This window comes from Nocardioides sp. CF8, assembly GCF_000389985.1.
In the GTDB taxonomy this organism is placed as follows: Bacteria; Actinomycetota; Actinomycetes; order Propionibacteriales; family Nocardioidaceae; genus Nocardioides; species Nocardioides allogilvus.
The window spans coordinates 2,032,769-2,051,044 of record NZ_CM001852.1 but is presented as its reverse complement, the minus strand read 5'-3'; the positions used below and the strand labels follow the sequence as shown (position 1 = coordinate 2,051,044).

19 protein-coding genes and 1 pseudogene are annotated in these 18,276 nt (G+C 70.9%); 9 read left to right on the top strand and 11 right to left on the bottom strand.

The genetic code is table 11. The features are described 5' to 3' along the window. The first annotated feature begins 49 nt into the window (after nt 1–49). Complete coding sequence (locus CF8_RS10040; RefSeq protein ID WP_010833006.1) at nt 50–577, top strand: SixA phosphatase family protein; 528 nt, start codon at nt 50–52, stop codon at nt 575–577. A 280-nt stretch (nt 578–857) separates the two neighbouring features. Further along, nucleotides 858–1,295: a hypothetical protein gene (locus CF8_RS23085; RefSeq protein WP_232211607.1), complete on the top strand. Its 438-nt coding sequence runs from the start codon at nt 858–860 to the stop codon at nt 1,293–1,295. Here the strand turns inward: CF8_RS23085 and serB are convergent. The 8 genes from serB to CF8_RS09995 form a co-directional block, all read right to left on the bottom strand. Further along, nucleotides 1,273–2,484, bottom strand: a complete 1,212-nt coding sequence (gene serB / locus CF8_RS10030) for a phosphoserine phosphatase SerB (protein WP_036492793.1) — start codon at nt 2,482–2,484, stop codon at nt 1,273–1,275. The two genes, CF8_RS23085 and serB, sit on opposite strands and share 23 nt — an antisense overlap. 64 nt (nt 2,485–2,548) lie before the next feature. Then, the gene (locus CF8_RS10025; RefSeq protein ID WP_010833003.1) at nt 2,549–3,385 is read right to left on the bottom strand and encodes an SDR family NAD(P)-dependent oxidoreductase; all 837 of its coding nucleotides are present in this window, start codon (nt 3,383–3,385) and stop codon (nt 2,549–2,551) included. After that, nucleotides 3,382–4,323: an alpha/beta fold hydrolase gene (locus CF8_RS10020; RefSeq protein WP_010833002.1), complete on the bottom strand. Its 942-nt coding sequence runs from the start codon at nt 4,321–4,323 to the stop codon at nt 3,382–3,384. Before CF8_RS10020 ends, CF8_RS10025 begins: the two co-directional genes overlap by 4 nt. Beyond that, entirely contained in the window at nt 4,320–5,807 is a 1,488-nt protein-coding gene (locus CF8_RS10015) for a flavin-containing monooxygenase (protein ID WP_010833001.1), read from the bottom strand. Before CF8_RS10015 ends, CF8_RS10020 begins: the two co-directional genes overlap by 4 nt. A 19-nt stretch (nt 5,808–5,826) precedes the next feature. Continuing rightward, the gene (locus CF8_RS10010) at nt 5,827–6,522 is read right to left on the bottom strand and encodes a TetR/AcrR family transcriptional regulator (RefSeq protein ID WP_010833000.1); all 696 of its coding nucleotides are present in this window, start codon (nt 6,520–6,522) and stop codon (nt 5,827–5,829) included. Then, on the bottom strand, nt 6,519–8,168 hold the full coding sequence (locus CF8_RS10005; protein WP_010832999.1) for a 4Fe-4S binding protein: 1,650 nt from the start codon (nt 8,166–8,168) through the stop codon (nt 6,519–6,521). Before CF8_RS10005 ends, CF8_RS10010 begins: the two co-directional genes overlap by 4 nt. Before the next feature lie 3 nt (nt 8,169–8,171). After that, nucleotides 8,172–9,140, bottom strand: coding sequence for an AurF N-oxygenase family protein (locus CF8_RS10000; protein WP_010832998.1), 969 nt, complete (start codon nt 9,138–9,140; stop codon nt 8,172–8,174). Between the two features lie 102 nt (nt 9,141–9,242). Next, the gene (locus CF8_RS09995) at nt 9,243–9,962 is read right to left on the bottom strand and encodes a hypothetical protein (protein ID WP_036490698.1); all 720 of its coding nucleotides are present in this window, start codon (nt 9,960–9,962) and stop codon (nt 9,243–9,245) included. Nucleotides 9,963–10,022: 60 nt separating this feature from the next. On the opposite strand from CF8_RS09995, the gene CF8_RS09990 reads away from it, so the two are divergent. The 4 genes from CF8_RS09990 to CF8_RS09975 are packed head-to-tail and all read left to right on the top strand — an operon-like array spanning nt 10,023 to nt 13,228. After that, nucleotides 10,023–10,823, top strand: coding sequence for an ABC transporter ATP-binding protein (locus CF8_RS09990; protein WP_036490696.1), 801 nt, complete (start codon nt 10,023–10,025; stop codon nt 10,821–10,823). 19 nt (nt 10,824–10,842) lie between these two features. After that, nucleotides 10,843–11,304, top strand: coding sequence for an NfeD family protein (locus CF8_RS09985; protein WP_010832996.1), 462 nt, complete (start codon nt 10,843–10,845; stop codon nt 11,302–11,304). 44 nt (nt 11,305–11,348) lie between these two features. After that, a complete protein-coding gene (locus CF8_RS09980; RefSeq protein ID WP_010832995.1) occupies nt 11,349–12,473 on the top strand; it encodes an SPFH domain-containing protein in 1,125 nt (374 codons plus the stop codon). Then, nucleotides 12,470–13,228 carry a sulfite exporter TauE/SafE family protein gene (locus CF8_RS09975; protein WP_010832994.1) on the top strand — a complete coding sequence of 253 codons (759 nt, stop codon included), beginning with the start codon at nt 12,470–12,472 and terminating at the stop codon, nt 13,226–13,228. The genes CF8_RS09980 and CF8_RS09975 overlap by 4 nt, the downstream gene beginning before the upstream one ends. 9 nt (nt 13,229–13,237) lie before the next feature. On the opposite strand, the gene CF8_RS09970 is transcribed toward CF8_RS09975, so the two are convergent. Further along, a complete protein-coding gene (locus CF8_RS09970) occupies nt 13,238–14,194 on the bottom strand; it encodes an alpha/beta hydrolase (RefSeq protein WP_010832993.1) in 957 nt (318 codons plus the stop codon). A gap of 72 nt (nt 14,195–14,266) precedes the next feature. Here CF8_RS09970 and CF8_RS09965 point away from each other — a divergent pair, with 72 nt between their 5' ends. Both CF8_RS09965 and CF8_RS09960 read left to right on the top strand, forming a co-directional pair. Beyond that, entirely contained in the window at nt 14,267–14,722 is a 456-nt protein-coding gene (locus CF8_RS09965; RefSeq protein WP_010832992.1) for a Fur family transcriptional regulator, read from the top strand. Between the two features lie 3 nt (nt 14,723–14,725). Continuing rightward, nucleotides 14,726–16,237 (top strand): catalase, encoded by a 1,512-nt coding sequence (locus tag CF8_RS09960; protein ID WP_010832991.1) that lies wholly within the window; start codon nt 14,726–14,728, stop codon nt 16,235–16,237. 6 nt (nt 16,238–16,243) lie between these two features. Here the strand turns inward: CF8_RS09960 and CF8_RS09955 are convergent, their stop codons facing one another. Beyond that, nucleotides 16,244–16,618 carry an ankyrin repeat domain-containing protein gene (locus CF8_RS09955; RefSeq protein WP_010832990.1) on the bottom strand — a complete coding sequence of 125 codons (375 nt, stop codon included), beginning with the start codon at nt 16,616–16,618 and terminating at the stop codon, nt 16,244–16,246. A gap of 9 nt (nt 16,619–16,627) precedes the next feature. After that, nucleotides 16,628–17,596 (bottom strand): ABC transporter ATP-binding protein, encoded by a 969-nt coding sequence (locus CF8_RS09950; RefSeq protein ID WP_010832989.1) that lies wholly within the window; start codon nt 17,594–17,596, stop codon nt 16,628–16,630. Nucleotides 17,597–17,819: 223 nt separating this feature from the next. Here CF8_RS09950 and CF8_RS09945 point away from each other — a divergent pair. Next, nucleotides 17,820–18,276: pseudogene (locus tag CF8_RS09945) on the top strand (hypothetical protein); the annotation flags it as partial.

Sequence of the window (18,276 nt, the reverse complement as noted above, 5' to 3'; positions counted from 1 at the left end):
GACGCAGGCTAGCGTGACAGTGCTTGGCGGGTGCTGCCAGAGTTGGCGCGTGGCAACTCTCGATTCTGCGCCGACCCGCCTGCTCGTCGTCATGCGTCATGCCAGGGCGGAGTCATGGGGCGAGAGCGACCACGAGCGCCGGCTCGCCGAGCAGGGCCGGGCCGATGCAGCCGCTGCCGGGCGCTGGCTGGCGGAGCAGGGCATCGCCCCCGACCACGCCCTCGTGTCGAGCGCCACCCGCACCCGCGAGACGTGGGAGGCCGTCGCAGGCGCGGCCGGCTGGAGCCTGGCGCCCGTCTTCGACGACGGCCTCTACTCCGCGAGCCCCGACACGACCCTCGACCTGATGCGGGAGACGTCTGACGAGGCCCGGGTGCTGTTCGTGCTGGGCCACAACCCGACCGTGGCGTTCCTCGCCCAGATGCTCGACGACGGTGACGGCGACCCGGCGGCGAGCGCCGACATGGCCGGCGGCTACCCCACCTGCGCGCTCACCGTGCTGCGCTTCGAGGGCGGCTGGTCCGACCTCGCCATGGCGTCGGCCTCGGTGACCGCCTTCCACGTGGGGCGCGACTGAGCGCCGAGCAGCTCGCGGCCCGGCTCCGGGCGGCGGGCTGCGTGTTCGCCGAGGACGAGGCCGCGCTGCTGCTGGGCAGCGGCCGCGAGGGTGTCGAGCTGGAGGAGCTCGTCGTCCGGCGGCTCGCGGGGGAGCCGCTCGAGACCGTGCTCGGGTGGGTGGTCTTCGCCGGTCGCCGCCTGAGCGTGTGCCCGGGTGTGTTCGTCCCGCGGCGCCGTACCGAGCTCCTGGCACGCACTGCCGCCGCCCGTTGCGGACCCGGGTCGGTCCTGCTCGAGCTGTGCTGCGGCGTCGGCCCGGTCGCGGCCACGGTGGCCTCGACTGCGCCCGCCGCAACGTCCCGCACGGGCACACCCATCTTTCCGACTTGTACGGCGACCTGCCGGCCCCGCTCCGGGGGCGCATCGACGTCGTGGCGGCCAACGCGCCCTACGTCCCGACCGACCACCTGTCGCTGATGCCGCCCGAGGCGCGTGAGCACGAACCACCCGTCGCGCTGGACGGCGGCGCCGACGGGGTCGACCTGCACCGCCGGATCGCTGCCGGCGCGCCCGACTGGCTGGCGGCGGGAGGGGCGCTGATGATCGAGACGTCGCCGGCCCAGGTGCCGCTGACCGTGGCGGCCATGCGCGACGCCGGGCTGCGGACCGACGTGGTGACCGACGAGGAGATCGGCGGCTGCGTCGTCTCGGGGGTCAGATCGGCGGAGCGGGAGTGACGAAGCCGGCCTCGGCGTCGGCGGCCTCGATCTCCTCGCGGGTGATGCCGAGGAGATACATGATCGTGTCGAGGTAGGGCACGTTGACCGACGCGTCCGCCGCGTCGCGCACGACCGCCTTGGCGTTGTAGGCGATGCCGAGCCCGGCCGCGTTGAGCATGTCGAGGTCGTTGGCGCCGTCGCCGATGGCGATGGTGGCCGCCTCCGGGACGCCGATGTCGGCGGCGAACTCGCGCAGCGCGCGCGCCTTGCCGGCCCGGTCGACCACGTCGCCGACGACGCGCCCGGTGAGCAGGCCGTCGACGATCTCGAGCTCGTTGGCGCGGGCGTAGTGGATGCCGAGGTCGGCTGCGAGCCGGTCGGTGATCTGGCTGAACCCACCGGAGACGATGGCGAACCGGTAGCCCAGCCGGCGCAGGATGCGCACCAGCGTGCGGGCGCCGGGAGCCAGGGTGATGGCTTCGTAGACCTCGTCGAGCGCCTCGGCCGGCACGCCCTTGAGCAGCGCCACGCGCGAGCGCAGCGACTCCTCGAAGTCCAGCTCGCCGGCCATGGCCCGGGCGGTGACCTCCGCGACCTCGGCCTCGCAGCCGGCGTGGGCGGCGATCATCTCGATCACCTCGCCCTGGATGAGCGTGGAGTCGACGTCCATCACGATCAGCCGCATCGAGCGGCGCAGCAGGTTGGCGGGTTGTACGGCGATGTCCACCCCTTGCGTCGCCGCCTCGGCCGCGAGGAGGGGGCGCAGGACCTCGGGCGCCACGCCGGAGATGGCGAGGTCGATCGCCGTCACGGGGTAGCGCGCCATGCGCTCGATGCGGTCGATGTTGGCGCCCGAGTCGGCGATCCGGCCGGCGATCGCCGACATGGCCGTGGCCTTCAGGGGAGCCCCGATGATCGTGACGTGCGACCGGCCGAAGCGGCGGGGCTTGTTGTCGCCCTGGCCGCGCTCGACCTCGGCCTGCATGCCGAGCCCCTCGGCGGTCTCCTCGACCGCCAGCCGGAGCTTCTTCCAGTCACGCGGCGCCGTGACGAGCACGCCGAGGACGAGGCGGCGGCGGAGCACGATCTGCTCGATGTCGAGCACCTCGACGCCCGCGGCCGCGAAGGTCGCGAACATCGCCGACGTGACACCGGGGCGGTCCTTGCCCGTGATGGTGATCAGGAGGGTCTTGGGAGTTTCGTCCATGTCGATCATCTCGCGAGAAGCCTATTGGCCCGCGAGCCCCTCGGGTGCACTCGTCCAGAGTCGGTCAGCCCACCTTCTTCGGCATGACCCGCTTGGAGACCATCGCGACGACGTCCTGGTAGCGCGAGCCGGTGAGCCGGGCGAAGTGGTGCAGGGCGTGGGCGTCGAGCCCGACCAGCACGCGGGCCTGGTTGCGCAGCACGCCCCGGACGATGATCTCGGCGGCGCGCTCCGGGGTCATCGTGGCGAGCCGCTTGTCGAAGAACGCCGCGGTCGCCTCCTTGTCCTCGGCGTCGGAGACGCGGGCGTTGCGGGCGATGGCGGTCTTGATGCCGCCGGGGTGCACGGCGGTGACGCCGACGCGGTGACCGGCGACCAGCATCTCCTCGCGCAGCGACTCCGTCAGCCCGCGTACGGCGTACTTCGTCGCGTTGTAGGCACTCTGGCTGGGCATCGAGACGAGCCCGAACAGGGACGAGATGTTGACGACGTGGCCGTCGCCGGAGGCGATGAGGTGGGGGAGGAACTCCTTGGTGCCGTGCACGACGCCCCAGAAGTTCACGCCGACGATCCAGTCGATGTCCTCGTAGTCGAGGTCGTGGAGGTCGCCCGACAACGCGACGCCGGCGTTGTTGACGACCACGTTGACCCGGCCGTAGTGGTCCTCGACGTTGGTGGCGTAGGCAGCGACCGCCGCCCGGTCCGCCACGTCCAGGCGCGCGGTGTGCACCTGGGTGGCGCCGGCGTCGCGGGCGAGCCGGGCCGTCGCCGCCAGCCCCGTCATGTCCACGTCGGACAGGGCGAGGTGGGCGCCGCGGCGGGCCACCTCCACGGCCAGGGCCCGGCCGATGCCGGATGCGGCGCCGGTGATGACCACGACCTTGTTCTCGAGCGTCTTCATGCGATGTCTCCTGTGCAGTCGGTCAGGGCGCGGTCGACGAGGTCGTGCAGCGCTGCACTGACCTCCCGGGGTCGCTCGAGCGTGAGCATGTGGCCGGCACCGTGCTCGACGCGCACCTCGGCTCCCCGGACGTGGGCGGCGATGCGCCGGGCGTGGTGGGGCGGGGTGAGCAGGTCGCGCGTCCCGACGAGGACCACGGTCGGGACGTCGTCGTAGGCCGCGAGCAGGTCGGTTCGCTCGTGGGTCATGAAGTCGTGGAAGAAGCCCCACATCGTGGCCGGCCCGCAGTTGATCAGCTGGTCCACGACGAGTCCGGTGTCGCGCGGTCGCCGGGGTTGACCGAACAGGAAGGTGTCGACCACCCAACGCTCCAGCAGCGGGGAGTTGCGGCGCTCGCTGCGGCTCAGCCGCCGGGCCCGGGTGGCGAGCACACGCGGCAGCTGGTGGCGGACCACCGGCGCAGTGACCCGCGGCAGGCCCAGGGTCACGGTGTCGAGGCCTCCGGACGACGTGGAGACGAACAGCAGCCCCACCACCCGCTCGACGAGGTCCGGGCGCTCCGCCGGGAGGGCACACATGGTCATCCCGCCGATCGAGTGACCCGCGACGACGAGCGGCCCTGAGGGGGCGAAGGCGTCGACGACGTGCCCCAGGTCGCGGGCGAGGTGGGGGATCGTGCAGGCGGCCGATCGGGCCGTGTCGGAGCGACCGTGACCCCGCTGGTCCCAGGTGATGATCCGGACGTCGTGTCCGTAGGCCACCAGCAGGTCGTGGACCTGGTAGTGCCAGTCCTGCTCGTCGGCGGCCCAGCAGTGCGCCAGCACCACCGTGAGCGGGGCGTCCTCACGCCCGCGCACGGTGACGTGCAGGCGCAGGCCGTCGTCGGTGCGCACCTCCCGGGCGTGCCCGGCGTCGCGGGTCAGCGGCTCGATGCTCATGCCGAGACCTCCCCGGCGGTCGAGAGCGCCGGCACCGGGTCGGAGTAGTCGAGTGCCGGGTCGTCCACGGACGCCGCGAACACCTTCAGGTCGCGGAAGTAGTTCATCCGCAACCGCCACGGCTCCTCGCTGCCCTGCTTGGGGAAGTCGTCCACCGCGCGCAGCACGTAGCCCGCCGCGAAGTCCAGGAACGGGGCCTCGGGGACGCCCGGGTCGCGTCGCGGCACGACGATCCGGGTGCCGGTGCGCTCCATGTGCTCGAGCACGCGGACGACGTACTGGCACACGAGGTCGGCCTTGAGCGTCCACGAGGCGTTCGTGTAGCCGACGATGAACGCGAAGTTGGGCAGCTCGGTGAGCATCATCCCCTTGAAGGCCATCGTGTCGCGCAGGTCGACGTCGCGCCCGTCGACGGCGAAGCTCGCCCCGCCGAAGGCCTGCAGGTTGAGGCCGGTCGCGGTGACGACGATGTCCGCCTCGAGCTCACGGCCGGACTGCAGCCGGATGCCGGCGGGGGTGAAGCGCTCGATGTGGTCGGTGACGACGTCGACGGTGTGCTTGCGCAGCGCCTTGAAGAGGTCGCCGTGGGGCACCAGGCACAGTCGCTGGTCCCAGGGGTCGTACGGCGGCTTGAAGTGCTCGTCGAACGCGATGTCCGCCGGCAGCTGGCGCTCGAGCAGCGTGCGCAGCAGCAGTCGTGCCTCGCGCGGTCGTGCCCGGCAGAACTCGTAGAACCCGACGTGCATCGCGAGGTAGCGGCCCCGGACGAGCTTGGCGGCCACCTTGGTCGGCAGGGTCCGCAGCATCCGGTGCGAGATCGGGTCGGTGCCGGGCTGGCTGATGATGTACGTCGGAGTCCGCTGCAGCAGCGTGACGTGACCGGCACCGCGGTCGGCCAGGGCCGGTACCAGCGTCACGGCGGTCGCGCCGGAGCCGATGACCACCACCCGCTTGCCGGCGAAGTCGAGGTCCTCGGGCCAGTGCTGCGGGTGCACCACCTGGCCGGTGAAGTCCGCGCGCCCGGGGAAGTCGGGGGTGAACCCCTCGTCGTAGCGGTAGTAGCCCGAGGTGGACATCACGACGCCGGCCGTCAGCTCGTGCGTCTCACCGGTGTCCGTGCGCTCCACGGTGACGGTCCAGCGGGCGGTGGCGCTGGAGAACTCGGCCCGCACCACGCGCTGCTGGTAGCGGATGTGCTGGTCGATGCCGTGCTCCGCGGCGGCCTCGCGGAGGTAGGCGAGGATGTCGGCGCCGTCGGCGATCGCCTTCTTGCCCAGCCACGGCTTCCAGCTGAAGCCGAGGGTGTACATGTCGGAGTCGGAGCGCACGCCGGGGTAGCGGAACAGGTCCCAGGTGCCGCCCAGGCTCTCGCGCATCTCGAGGACCGCATAGCTGCGGTCGGGGAAGGCCTTGCTGACGTGGTAGGCGGCGTCGATGCCGGACAGTCCGGCACCGATCATCAGGACGTCGAGGTGCTCGGTCATGGTCGTCTCTTCTCTGTGGTCAGCCGGCCGCGGCGGCGGCGACGAGGGTCTGGGCGGGGACGTCGGGTACGTCGACGCCGCGACTCGCGGCGAGGTCGTGGATCTGGCACCAGGCACCCTGGGTGAGGACCTCGACGAAGAAGTCGATGTCGGGTGCGATCACGGGACGCGAGGACCAGCGGCGCACGGCCTGCATGCAGCCGCCGATCAGGCCGAAGACCCACGGGTCGAGGCTGGCCTTGTCGTGCTCGCTCAGCTCGCCGCCGAGGAGCGTGAGCAGCATCTCGATCATGGTCTCGACGCCGTCGGCGACCTGGGCGATCACCTGCTCCAGCGGTCGCTCGGTGGAGCCGGCCACGTCGCGTTCGACGAAGCGCAGCAGCGAGGCGTGCGCCACGGCCCAGTGGGTGTAGGTGGAGATGATCCGGCGCACGATCTCGCGCGGGGTCCCGTCGAGGGTGATGGCGCCCATCACCTCGGTCCCGGCGACCGCACAGATCTCGCGTTGCACCGCGACCTCCAGGTCTGCCCGGTCCTCGAAGTAGCGGTAGAGGGCGGAGCGGTTGATGCCGCCCCGGGCCGCGATCTGCGCGACCCTGAACTCCGCACCCGCGGGAGCCTCGTCGATCACCAGCAGCGCGGCGTCGATCACCTGCTGGCGGCGTTCCTCCTGGTGGCCGAGCCAGCGCGAGTGACGGCCGTCCTCGGCGCTCACGTCGGCACCCGCAGCCGTCGGCGGGGGCGGAGGCGTCCGGCCAGCGCCTGCTCCTCCGGGTCGGTGATCTTGAGCCGCGGGCGACCGACCAGGGCGCCGCGTGCCCGTTCCTCCGCGTCCAGGACTCGCCAGTCGTCGAGGCCGCTCACGTCAGGTCGCCGCTCGCGGACGAAACCGGCCGGGTCCGTGGTGATCACGGGCTCGGGGAGACCCGCGTCGAGGTCGTCCAGCAGGGTGTCGACCGTCTCCTGGGCGCAGGTCTTGTTGGTGCCGATGAAGCCGACCGGCCCGCGCTTGATCCAGCCGGCGACGTAGAGCCCGGGCTCCACCCGGCCCGCGGTGTTCGGCACGGTCGAGGTGACGGGGTCGAAGGGGAGCCCCGACACAGGGGTGGCGCTGTGCCCGACCGAGCGGACGACGAGGCCGGCCTCGAGGGTCGACTGCTCGTCGGTGGGCTCGGCACGCACGCTGCCGTCGGGGCCGGTGACGAGGTCGTTGCGGACCAGCCGGACCCCGCTCACGCGGCCGTCGCGACCGAGGACCTCGACGGGTGAGGTGGCGAAGGCCAGCACGATCCGGCGACGCCCGGGGTCACCGGAGGTCGTGCGGGCAGCGAGCTCGGCGAGCAGCCGGCTGCGCTGGTCGCTGCCGGTCAGGGTCGCCGGGTCGGCGTGCACCACGACGTCGACATCGCTCAGCCCGGCCAGGCCGATCAGCTCGGGCACGGTGAAGGCGGACTGCGCGGGTCCGCGCCGTCCGAGCACGACGACCTCGCGCACCGCGCTCGACCGGAGCGCAGCGAGCGGCCCGGGAGCCACGTCGGTGCGGGCGAGCACGTCGGGGTCGCGGGTGAGCATCCGGGCGACGTCGAGGGCGACGTTGCCGTTGCCGACCACGACCGCACGCTCGTGGTCGAGAGGCACGTCGAGGTCGCGTCGGCCGGGGTGGCCGTTGTACCAGCCGACGACGTCGGTCGCGGCCAGCGAGCCGGGCAGGTCCTCGCCCGGGATGGCGAGCTGCCGGTCCGCGGAGGCGCCCACGGCGTGGACGACCGCGTGGTAGCGGCTGCGCAGGTCGGCCAGCGTCAGGTCGGTGCCGACGTCGACGCCCAGGAAGTAGCGGAAGCCCGGCTGCTGCTCGATGGCGCCGAAGAGCTCGGTCACGCGCTTGGTGGAGGCGTGGTCGGGGGCGACGCCGTGCCGGACGAGGCCGTACGGCGTGCGCAGCCGGTCGTAGACGTCGACCGCCTCGACCTCGGGGTGCCGGAGCAGCTCGTCGGCGGTGTAGAGGCCGGCGGGACCGGCGCCCACCACCGCCACCCGCACGGGCGTCGCGGTCCGCAGCCGCCGTTGGGCGGGCACCGTCGCGACGGGAGCGCGGTCAGCGTGGGGGAACGTGGCGTAGTAGTCGGCGTTCAGCGCCAGGAACGGCTGCTGCGCCGGTGTCAGCTTCGTGTCGGGCACGATCGCGCCCACCGGGCAGGCCGTGACGCACGCGCCGCAGCCGACGCAGGAGTCCGGGTCGACGTACAGCATCTCGGCCTCGGCGAAACCGGGCTCGCCGGGGGCGGGGTGGATGCAGTTGACCGGGCAGGCGACCACGCACGAGGCGTCGGCGCAGCAGGACTGGGTGATGACGTAGGGCATCGGTCAGCTCGCTGCCGAGTGGGGCTCGCTGCGGAAGCGCGAGGGCCGACCGCCGATGCCGAGGAGGGTCCAGACCCGTCGGGACACGGGGTTCATCAGGCCGAGCTCGTCGGCCAGCATCCGCAGGTCGCCGAAGGTGTCGCGCAGGAGCTTGCGGGAGTGCTCGCCGTCCCACCAGATCTCCTTGATCACCTCGGCGGGGATGTCGAGGTCGCGGCGCATCTGCCGGCTGGGCTTCATGATCACGTCGCACAGGACACGCATGATCACCGGCATCAGGACGGACAGCACCGCGCGCTGGAGGCGCGAGTAGTCCTTCGAGCGCTCGGTCAGGTAGGAGTGGGCGAAGCCGATGTGGCGGGCCTCCTCGGCGACGTGGATCTGCATCACGCGGGTCACCATCGGGTGCATCTGCTCCCCGGAGCGCAGGATCGACTTCTGCAGGTGGTCGATCGGCTCCTCCCCGGCGAGCACGCCCATGAAGAAGATGTTGGGGAGGGGACCGGCCGCGATCGCGAGGAACGGTGCGACGGCGCGGAACCAGCGGGGACCGCCCGGCACGTCCTGGCCGATGCGGTTGACCATCTCCTGGAACATCTGCGTGTGGTGGCACTCCTCGGTCGCCTCGTGCGTGGAGTAGCGGAACTCCGCGGAGCCGTTGGGCAGCGTCATCGCGTGGTTCATCAGCCCGCTGATGAGCAGCTGCTCGAACTGCAGGCCGACCTTGGCAATGTTGGCCTGGCGATACATCCCGATCTGGATCTGCCGGTCGAGGGGGAGCGAGCGGTACCACTCGGTCCCGCCGAGCGAGTCCGCCCGGGGCATCACCCAGCGGGCGTCGGTCGGGTCGACTGCGAAGTCGGGGTCGTCCCACGCGATGTCGGTGAAGGCGTCGAAGTGCTGGTGCACGGAGGCCTCGGAGAGGTGGTGCAGCAGCTCGTCGTACGAGAAGTGCTCGGTCTGCGCGGTCATGCCTGCTCCCTCAATCGTCTGTGACGCGATGTCACAGACAAGTTAATGTGACATCGCGTCACAGGCAAGGGTTTCGCAGGAAAAGTTGGCGCGCGTCGCCGATCAGTGGTCCGGCCACACCTCCGGGGAGCAGGCGGCGACGATCGCCCGTCGCGACGCGCGCTCCAGCGGTTGGAGGGCGGCCCTGCGGGCCTCGATCTCGTACGCCGACACGGCACCTCCGTCGTCCTCGAGCGCCAGCTCCGTGATGGCCCAGCCCTGCAGCCCACGCGCCGCGAGGTCGGCGCAGCGCGGTGGTGTGCCCAGGGGAGCCTCGAGCCCGGGCCGGTGCCCGAGGTTCATCAGCCGGTCGGCCACCTCGGGGCGCCAGCGGGCGACGTCGAGGTCGGCGAGCAGGTTGGCCGAGTCGAGCAGCGCGGCGCGCAGCGACCGGTCGGCCTCGCCCACGTCGGGGAGCTGTCGCGGCGCCGCGGGCTGCACCCGCCAGTGGCAGACCTCGCCCACCACCTCCGGCACGACGGCCCAGGCGCCGACGACGACCGCCTCGCCGGCCTCGATCGCCGCGTCGTTGAACGCGCGTGGCCCGCCCAGGCCGAGCAGGTCACCCTCCACGGGCAGCGCCAGCCCCGCCCCGGTGGCGCCGGAGCGCCTCGCTTCGAGGAGGAGGTCGAGCATCGCCGTACCCCCCGCGAGGCCGTCGGCGAGGTGCGCCAGCTCGCCGTCGGTGACGGCGTCGAGCACGTGGTCGGTGACCTCCGTGCCGCGCAGCCAGGCAGTGAGCCACCAGGCGAGGCGGGCGGACAGCGGGAGTTCGAGGGACACGGCGCCAGAGAATACGTCGGGGTCCGGACCGGTGGTGCGGTGCTGGATAGGGTGACGCGCATGACCGCCGTGATCGAGTTCGCCGACCTCACGGTCCGCCGGGGCGGGGCGACCCTGCTGGACGAGGTCAACTGGGCCGTCGAGGAGGACGAGCGCTGGGTGATCCTCGGGCCCAACGGCGCCGGCAAGACCACGTTGCTCCAGGTGGCCTCGGCGCAGATCCACCCGACCTCGGGCGTCGCCGGGATCCTGGGCGAGGTGCTCGGCACGGTCGACGTCTTCGACCTGCGTCCGCGCATCGGCCTCACCAGTGCCGCCCTGGCCGATCTCATCCCGCGCACCGAGCTCGTCAGGGACGTCGTGGTCTCGGCCTCCTACGGCGTCCTCGGTCGCTGGCGCGAGGTCTACGACGACCTCGACCACGACCGGGCCGCGTCGCTGCTGACCGAGGTGGGTGCCGCCCACTTGGGCGAGCGCACGTTCGGCACGCTCAGCGAGGGCGAGCGCAAGCGCGTGCAGATCGCCCGGGCGCTGATGACCGACCCGGAGATGCTGCTGCTCGACGAGCCGGCGGCCGGGCTCGACCTGGGGGGTCGCGAGGACCTCGTGTCCACGCTCTCGGTCGTCGCCCTCGACCCCGACTCGCCCGCGACCGTGCTGGTGTCGCACCACGTCGAGGAGATCCCGCCCGGCTTCACCCATGCCCTGCTGCTGCGCGCGGGACGGGTCGTGGCGTCGGGTCCGCTGGAGCGCGTGGTCACGGCCGAGACGTTGTCGGAGACCTTCGGGATGCCGATGCTGCTGACGCAGGAGGACGGGCGGTTCGCCGCCCGCAGGCGCCCCCGCCACCTGGCTGGTTGACGCGGGCTAGGGTCTGTCCATGGAGTGGCTCAGAGATCATGCGTGGGAGACCTGGCTCGGTCTGACGATCGTCCTCGGGGTGGCCGAGATGTTCAGCCTCGACCTCATCCTCATCATGCTCGCGGCCGGTGCCCTCGTCGGCATGGTCGCTGCCCTCCTGGACCTGCACATCGCCATCCAGATCCTCGCTGCGTCCGCTGCCTCGTTGGCCGCGATCGCCGTGGTGCGGCCCTCGATGGTCAAGCGTCTGCACGGGGGACCCGAGCTGTCGCTCGGTCACGGCAAGCTGGTCGGCAAGCAGGGCGTCGTCACCGAGGAGATCTCGGCGCTGGCCCCGGGCCGGATCAAGCTCGCGGGTGAGTTCTGGACCGCCGAGCCCTATGACGAGACCGCCACCATCGCGGCGGGCGAGACCGTCGAGGTGCTGGCGATCCGCGGTGCCACCGCCCTCGTGCACCCCGTCGCTCGTCTCGAGTCCTGACCCGAAGCCCGTCCCAGCCAACCCGTTCTGAGAAGGAGACGTCCATGGAGATCGCCCTGGTCCTGTTGGCGCTACTGGTCCTGTTCGTGATCGTGGTGCTCGCCAAGACGGTGCGCATCGTGCCGCAGGCCCGCGCCGGCATCGTCGAGAGGTTCGGCAAGTACAAGGGCACGCTGCCCGCCGGCCTCAACATCCTGATGCCGTTCATCGACCGCCTGCGCTACCTCATCGACCTGCGTGAGCAGGTCGTCTCGTTCCCGCCGCAGCCCGTGATCACCGAGGACAACCTCGTGGTCTCGATCGACACGGTCATCTACTTCCAGGTCACCGACCCGGTCGCAGCGACCTACGAGATCGCCAACTACATCCAGGCGATCGAGCAGCTCACCATGACGACGCTGCGCAACATCGTCGGTGGCATGGACCTCGAGGAGACGCTGACCAGCCGCGACCAGATCAACTCCGGTCTGCGTGGCGTCCTGGACGAGGCGACCGGCAAGTGGGGCATCCGCGTCAACCGTGTCGAGCTCAAGGGCATCGACCCGCCGCCCTCCATCAAGGACTCGATGGAGAAGCAGATGCGCGCCGACCGTGAGAAGCGGGCCGTCATCCTCACCGCCGAGGGTTCGCGCCAGGCCGCGATCCTCACCGCCGAGGGTTCCAAGCAGTCGCAGATCCTCAACGCCGAAGGTGATCGCGAGTCGCAGATCCTGCGCGCGCAGGCCGACCGTGAGGCCTCGATCCTGCGGGCCCAGGGTGAGGGCCAGGCCATCCAGACCGTCTTCCAGGCGATCCACGACGGCCAGCCCGACCAGTCCCTGCTCGCCTACCAGTACCTCCAGATGATGCCGAAGATCGCCGAGGGCAGCGCCAACAAGGTGTGGGTCATCCCCTCGGAGATCACCAAGGCACTGGAGGGGCTCGGTTCCTCGATCCACGAGATCGCCGGCATCCCGCAGGACGCCACGCCGCGCACGCGCGTCGACATGGGCCCGACCGAGCCGCAGCTGCCGCAGTCGTCGGGGCACGGCGACACCAAGAAGGTCGTCGAGGAGGCCATCGCCGCCGCAGAATCGGCCAGCCGCACGCCGTCGGCCGCTGCGCCGGCCACGCCGCCCGCCGAGCCGACCGTCGAGCCTCCCGCTGCCGAGGAGCCCCCCTCGGCGTGAGCCCGCTCGAAGCCGTGCTGATCGCCCTCGCTGGCGTGGCGGCCGGCACCATCAACACCGTGGTGGGGTCGGGAACGTTGATCACGTTCCCGACCCTGCTGGCGTTCGGCGTGCCGCCGGTCACCGCCAACGTCTCCAACTCCATCGGCCTCGTGCCGGGCTCGGTCACCGGAGCGGTGGGCTACCGGCGCGAGCTCGTCGGCCAGCGCAGCCGCATCCTGCATCTCGCCAGCGCCTCGGCGCTGGGTGGGCTGCTCGGTGCGGTCCTGCTGCTGTGGCAGCCCGGTGCGTTCGAGGTGATCGTCCCCGCGCTGATCCTGCTGGGCCTGGTCCTGGTCGTCGCCGGCCCACGGATCTCGGCCTGGGTCGCACGCAGGCACGAGGCGACCGGAGGGTTGCCGGCCCGTGGCGCCTGGTGGGTGTGGCCCCTGATGCTCGCCTGCGGGGTGTACGGCGGCTACTTCGGTGCCGCCCAGGGCGTGCTGATGATGGCCGTGCTGGGGATCGGCATCGACGAGGCCCTGCAGCGGCTGAACGGGCTCAAGAACGTGCTGGCCGCCCTGGTCAACGGGGTCTCGGGCGTGCTGTTCGCGTTCGTCGCCGACGTCGACTGGCTGATCGTCGTGCTGATCGGCAGCGGGGCGATCGTCGGCGGACTGCTCGGCGCCTCGATCGGGCGCAGGCTGCCCGCGGCGGTGCTGCGGGCCTTCATCGTGGTCGTGGGCGTGGCCGCGCTGATCACGCTGCTGACCTGAGGTCGCGACTCACTCGACGTACGTCGCGAGCCACCTGTCCAGCTCGGCGTAGACGCGCGCCCTGACCTCGGGCACGGAGAGCACCAGGTCGTGGCGTCCACCGTCGATGGCGATGCTGGTGACGTGGGAGCCCAGCGACGAGGCCCAGCGCCGGATCTGCTGGACGTCGAGCACCACGTCGGCCCTGTTCACGGCGTCCGGGTCCACGGCAGCGGAGGCCGAGACCGTCGAGGACAAAACCAGCACCGGCGCGGACACGTCGAGGCCGGCGTGCACCCGGTCGTGCCCGGCGCGGATCGCCCGCAACCAGCCGGCATAGACCGGCCACGACTCGAGCGGCTTCCAAGCGAGGTCGTAGTCGAACTCGCCGCCATGGCTCGTGTGCAGCGCGCGGCCGTAGCTGGTGTCGACGTTGCGCGGGATCAGTCGCCTGGGCTGGCGCACACCCAGCTGGTTGAGCGCGGCGCGGGCGGCGGGGTTGCGCAGCCACCCGGAGCTCTGGAGGTCGAGCCAGGGGGAGTTGAGCACCATCGCGGACAGCTCGTCGGGGCGGCGGTCGTTGACCCACAGGGGCAGCGTCAGGCCGCCCGTCGAGTGGGCGGAGACCGCCACGCTGGTGTGGCCGTCACGCTCGGTGATGCGCTGCCAGGCCGCGTCGATCTCGAGGTAGTAGTCCGCCAGGTCCTCGGTGTAGTTGGGCGTCTGGTGGTCGAGGATCGAGCGGCCGTACTTGCGCAGGTCGAGGGCGTAGAAGGTGTAGCCGCGAGCCGTCCACCACTCGGCGTACTCGCGGTGGAAGAAGTAGTCCGCGAACCCGTGCACGTGCAGGACGGCGCGGCCGGCCCGCTTGCGGGTGGGCTTGTGCACGAGGGTGGCCACCACCGGGCCCTCGGAGTCGTCCGGGAGGTCGATGGTCTCGACGCGGTACGGCCGACCGAGGACGTCGGTCTCGAAGGCGGCGGGCATGGGCCGAACGCTAACGCCATTCCCGGGCGAGTTGTCTTGAATCATTCCAGAAAACCTGATTGAGTGCAGGGGATGTCACTTCTGCCCACTGTCGATCCCCGCGAGCGCCTCAAGGTGGCCGGCCTGCGCGTGACGCAGCCGCGCGTCGCCGTGCTCCACGCGTTGGCAGCGCAGCCGCACGCCGACGCCGACGCGCTGGCCACCGCGGTCCGCGCCGAACTCGGCGCCGTGTCGACCCAAGCGGTCTACGACGTGCTGCACGCGCTCACCGATGCGCGGCTCGTGCGCCGGATCGAGCCGGCCGGATCGCCCGCTCGCTACGAGCTGCGCGTGGGGGACAACCACCACCACGTCGTGTGCCGCTCGTGCGGAGCGATCGCCGACGTCGACTGCGCCGTCGGGCAGCGACCCTGCCTCGACGCCTCCGACCACCACGGCTTCGTCATCGACGAGGCCGAGGTGACCTATTGGGGCGTCTGCCCCACCTGTGCCGAATCCACCCGAACCCCACTCAACGAGGAGCGATGAACGATGGCGTTTGAAGAGAACACCAACCCGATCACCACCGCGGCCGGCGCACCGGTCGCCGAGAACCAGAACAGCCTTACTGCCGGCCCTCGCGGACCGATGCTGCTGCAGGACCTGTGGTTCCTCGAGAAGCTCGCCCACTTCGACCGTGAGGTGATCCCCGAGCGCCGCATGCACGCCAAGGGCTCGGGCGCCTTCGGCACGCTCAAGGTCACCCACGACATCTCGCAGTACACCCGGGCGGCGATCTTCAACAAGGTCGGCAACGAGTGCGAGATGTTCCTGCGCTTCTCGACCGTCGCCGGTGAGCGTGGCGCAGCCGACGCGGAGCGCGACATCCGCGGCTTCGCGGCGCGCTTCTACACCGAGGAGGGCAACTGGGACGTCGTCGGCAACAACACCCCGGTCTTCTTCTTCCGCGACCCGCTCAAGTTCCCCGACCTCAACCGCGCCGTGAAGCGCGACCCGCGCACCAACCTGCGCGACGCGGAGAACAACTGGGGCTTCTGGACCAACCTGCCCGAGGCGCTGCACCAGGTCACGATCGTGATGAGCGACCGTGGGATCCCGAAGTCCTACCGCCACATGCACGGCTTCGGCTCCCACACGTTCTCCTTCATCAACGCGGCGGGGGAGCGCTTCTGGGTGAAGTTCCACTTCCGCACCCAGCAGGGCATCGAGAACCTCACCGACGACGAGGCCGCCGCCCTCGTGGCCGGCGACCGCGAGTCGTCGCAGCGCGATCTCTACGAGTCGATCGAGAAGGGCGACTTCCCCAAGTGGAAGTTCTTCATCCAGGTGATGCCCGAGGCCGAGGCCAACGACTACCGCTTCCACCCCTTCGACCTCACGAAGGTCTGGTCGAAGAAGGACTACCCGCTCATCGAGGTCGGCGAGTTCGAGCTCAACCGCAACCCCGACAACTACTTCGCCGACGTCGAGCAGGCCGCCTTCTCCCCGGCCAACCTGGTCCCGGGCATCTCCTTCAGCCCCGACCGCATGCTCCAGGGCCGGCTCTTCTCGTACGGCGACGCGGCGCGCTACCGCGTCGGGGTCAACCACCACCAGATCCCCGTCAACTACCCCCGTGGGGCAGTGCAGACGCTCAACACCTACCACCGTGACGGTGCGATGCGCGTCGACGGCAACCAGGGCTCGGTGCCCGGGATCGAGCCGAACAACTTCGGCCGCTGGCCCGAGCAGCCCGCCTACGCCGACCCGGCCCAGGCCATCGGTGCCGTCGCGGACCGGTTCGACTTCCGCGAGGACGACGACAACTACTACGAGCAGCCGGGCGACCTGTTCCGGCTGATGACCGCCGAGGAGCAGCAGCGTCTATTCGAGAACACCGCGCGTGCCATCGACGGTGCCTCCGAGACGTCGGTGGAGAAGCACATCTTCCACTGCACCCAGGCCGACCCGGCCTACGGTGAGGGCGTCCGCAAGGCGATCGAGGCCCTGGCCGCCGGCAAGATCAGCGCCACGGAGCCCAACCCGGACAACGCTCCGGCCTGATCGCGCTCAGTCCAGCAGCCCGCCACGGCCGAACATCTCGGCCGCCTGGCGGGCTGTCGGCGTTCCGGCGTCGAGGTCGGCGCCGGCGGCCACCAGTCGCCGTACGACGTCGTCGGCGCCCTTGAACAGGGCGCCCGCGACGATCGACTGGTCGCGCGAGTTGCGCTGGTCGGGGTCGGCGCCGCGGTCGAGCAGCATCGACACGGTCTCGGGCCGGTCGTGGTAGGCCGCCAGCATCAGCAACGAGTCGCCCGACTCAGACACCGAGTCGATCGGCAGGCCGTGGTCGAGGAACTCCGCGAGCTGCTCGGTCTCGCCCGCGCGGGCGAGGTCGAGGGCGAGGGTGAGGACGCGCTGGGTCTGCTCGGGAGTGAGGCTCATCCGAGAAGTCTAGGAACGTGAGTAGAGCTCGCGGATGACGTCCTCGATGTCGGGCTCCTGGATGGACAGGTCGGCGAGGTCGTAGGCCGCCGCTATGGCGCCGACGATGGGCGCGGCGCTCGCGTCGGCCGGGAACGACAGCCACTGCCGCGGGCCCTCCACCCGGCGCACCGAGGCGCCCGGCACCGAGATCGGCTCCGACTCGTCGACGAGGTCGACCACCAGGGTGCGCGTGGAACCTCCCTGCTCGTGCAGCCCGGCGAGCGGACCGTCGAAGACGGCCGTGCCGTGGTCGATGACGATCACCCGGTCGCACAGCGCCTCGATGTCCTGCAGGTCGTGGGTGGTGAGCATCAAGGTGGTGCCGCGCTCGGCGTTGAGCGCGCGCAGGAACTCCCGCAGCCGACCCTTGCTGACGACGTCGAGACCGATCGTGGGCTCGTCGAGGTAGAGGATCTCCGGGTCGTGGAGCAGTGCTGCCGTGATGTCGCCGCGCATCCGTTGGCCGAGGGAGAGCTGGCGCACCGGGGTGTCCAGCTGGTCGCCGAGGTCGAGGAGCTCGACGAACCGCTCGAGGTTATGGCGATACCTCGTCGGGGGGATCCGGTAGATCTTCTGCAACAGCTCGAACGAGTCACGCAGCGGCAGGTCCCACCACAGCGTCGTCCGCTGGCCGAAGACCACGCCGATGCGGCGCGCGAGCTCGACGCGGTTGCGCTGCGGCTCGAGCCCGGCGACCGTCAGCTCGCCTCGGGTCGGCACGAGGATGCCGGTGAGCATCTTGATCGTCGTCGACTTGCCGGCGCCGTTCGGCCCGATGTAGCCGACCATCTCGCCTGCTGCGACGTCGAAGCTGAGGTCGCGTACGGCGCGAACGTGCTCGCGCACCTTGCGGCGCCGACCGTCCATCTTGCGGCGCACGACGAAGTCCCGCTCGAGGTTGCGCACGCAGATCAACGCGTCGTCGGTGATGGTCACGAACCCATCATGGACTTCCCCAATTTGGGGCTACGTCGGGGTGGTCCTTCGGAGGGATGGTGGATGCCCAGACCAGCCATGGTCGATCCACCACAACTCACAGGCGTTCATCGTCGTGAGAGGGGAGCACGGGATGCGTTCCATCGCACAAGCGCCCGCGAGAGGCACCCTGGCCCTGCTGTTCGGCACGTCGCTCATCGCGGTTGCGCCGTTCGGAGTGGCCATGAGTGCCGCCAATGCCAGCGCCAATGATCCACCGGGAAACAACGGCACGGTCAAGATCCAGGAGGTTCTGGCCGACGACGCGCCGGACGACGGCAACCCGGACAACGACCCGCACGTCGGCTGCACCTTCACCGTCGAGTGGTATGGCTACGACGAGGGCACGGACATCATCTCGCAGGTGACGTTCACCATGCAGGCGCCGACTGCTGACGTCGGCATGACCGTCGCAGGCGACACGTCGGTCTTCGTCGGAGCCGATCCCCAGTCGGGCGCCGGCAACGAGGACGGCTTCGACGGCAAGGAGGTCTACGTCCTGTCGTTCACTGGTCAGCCGCACCCCGAGCAGGGCTACCACGTCAAGATTGAGGTGAACACGCCCGGCAGCCAGGGCAACGACTCCAAGTCCAAGGTCTTCTGGGTCTCCGGTTGCGAGCCTCCTCCTCCGCCGCCGCCTC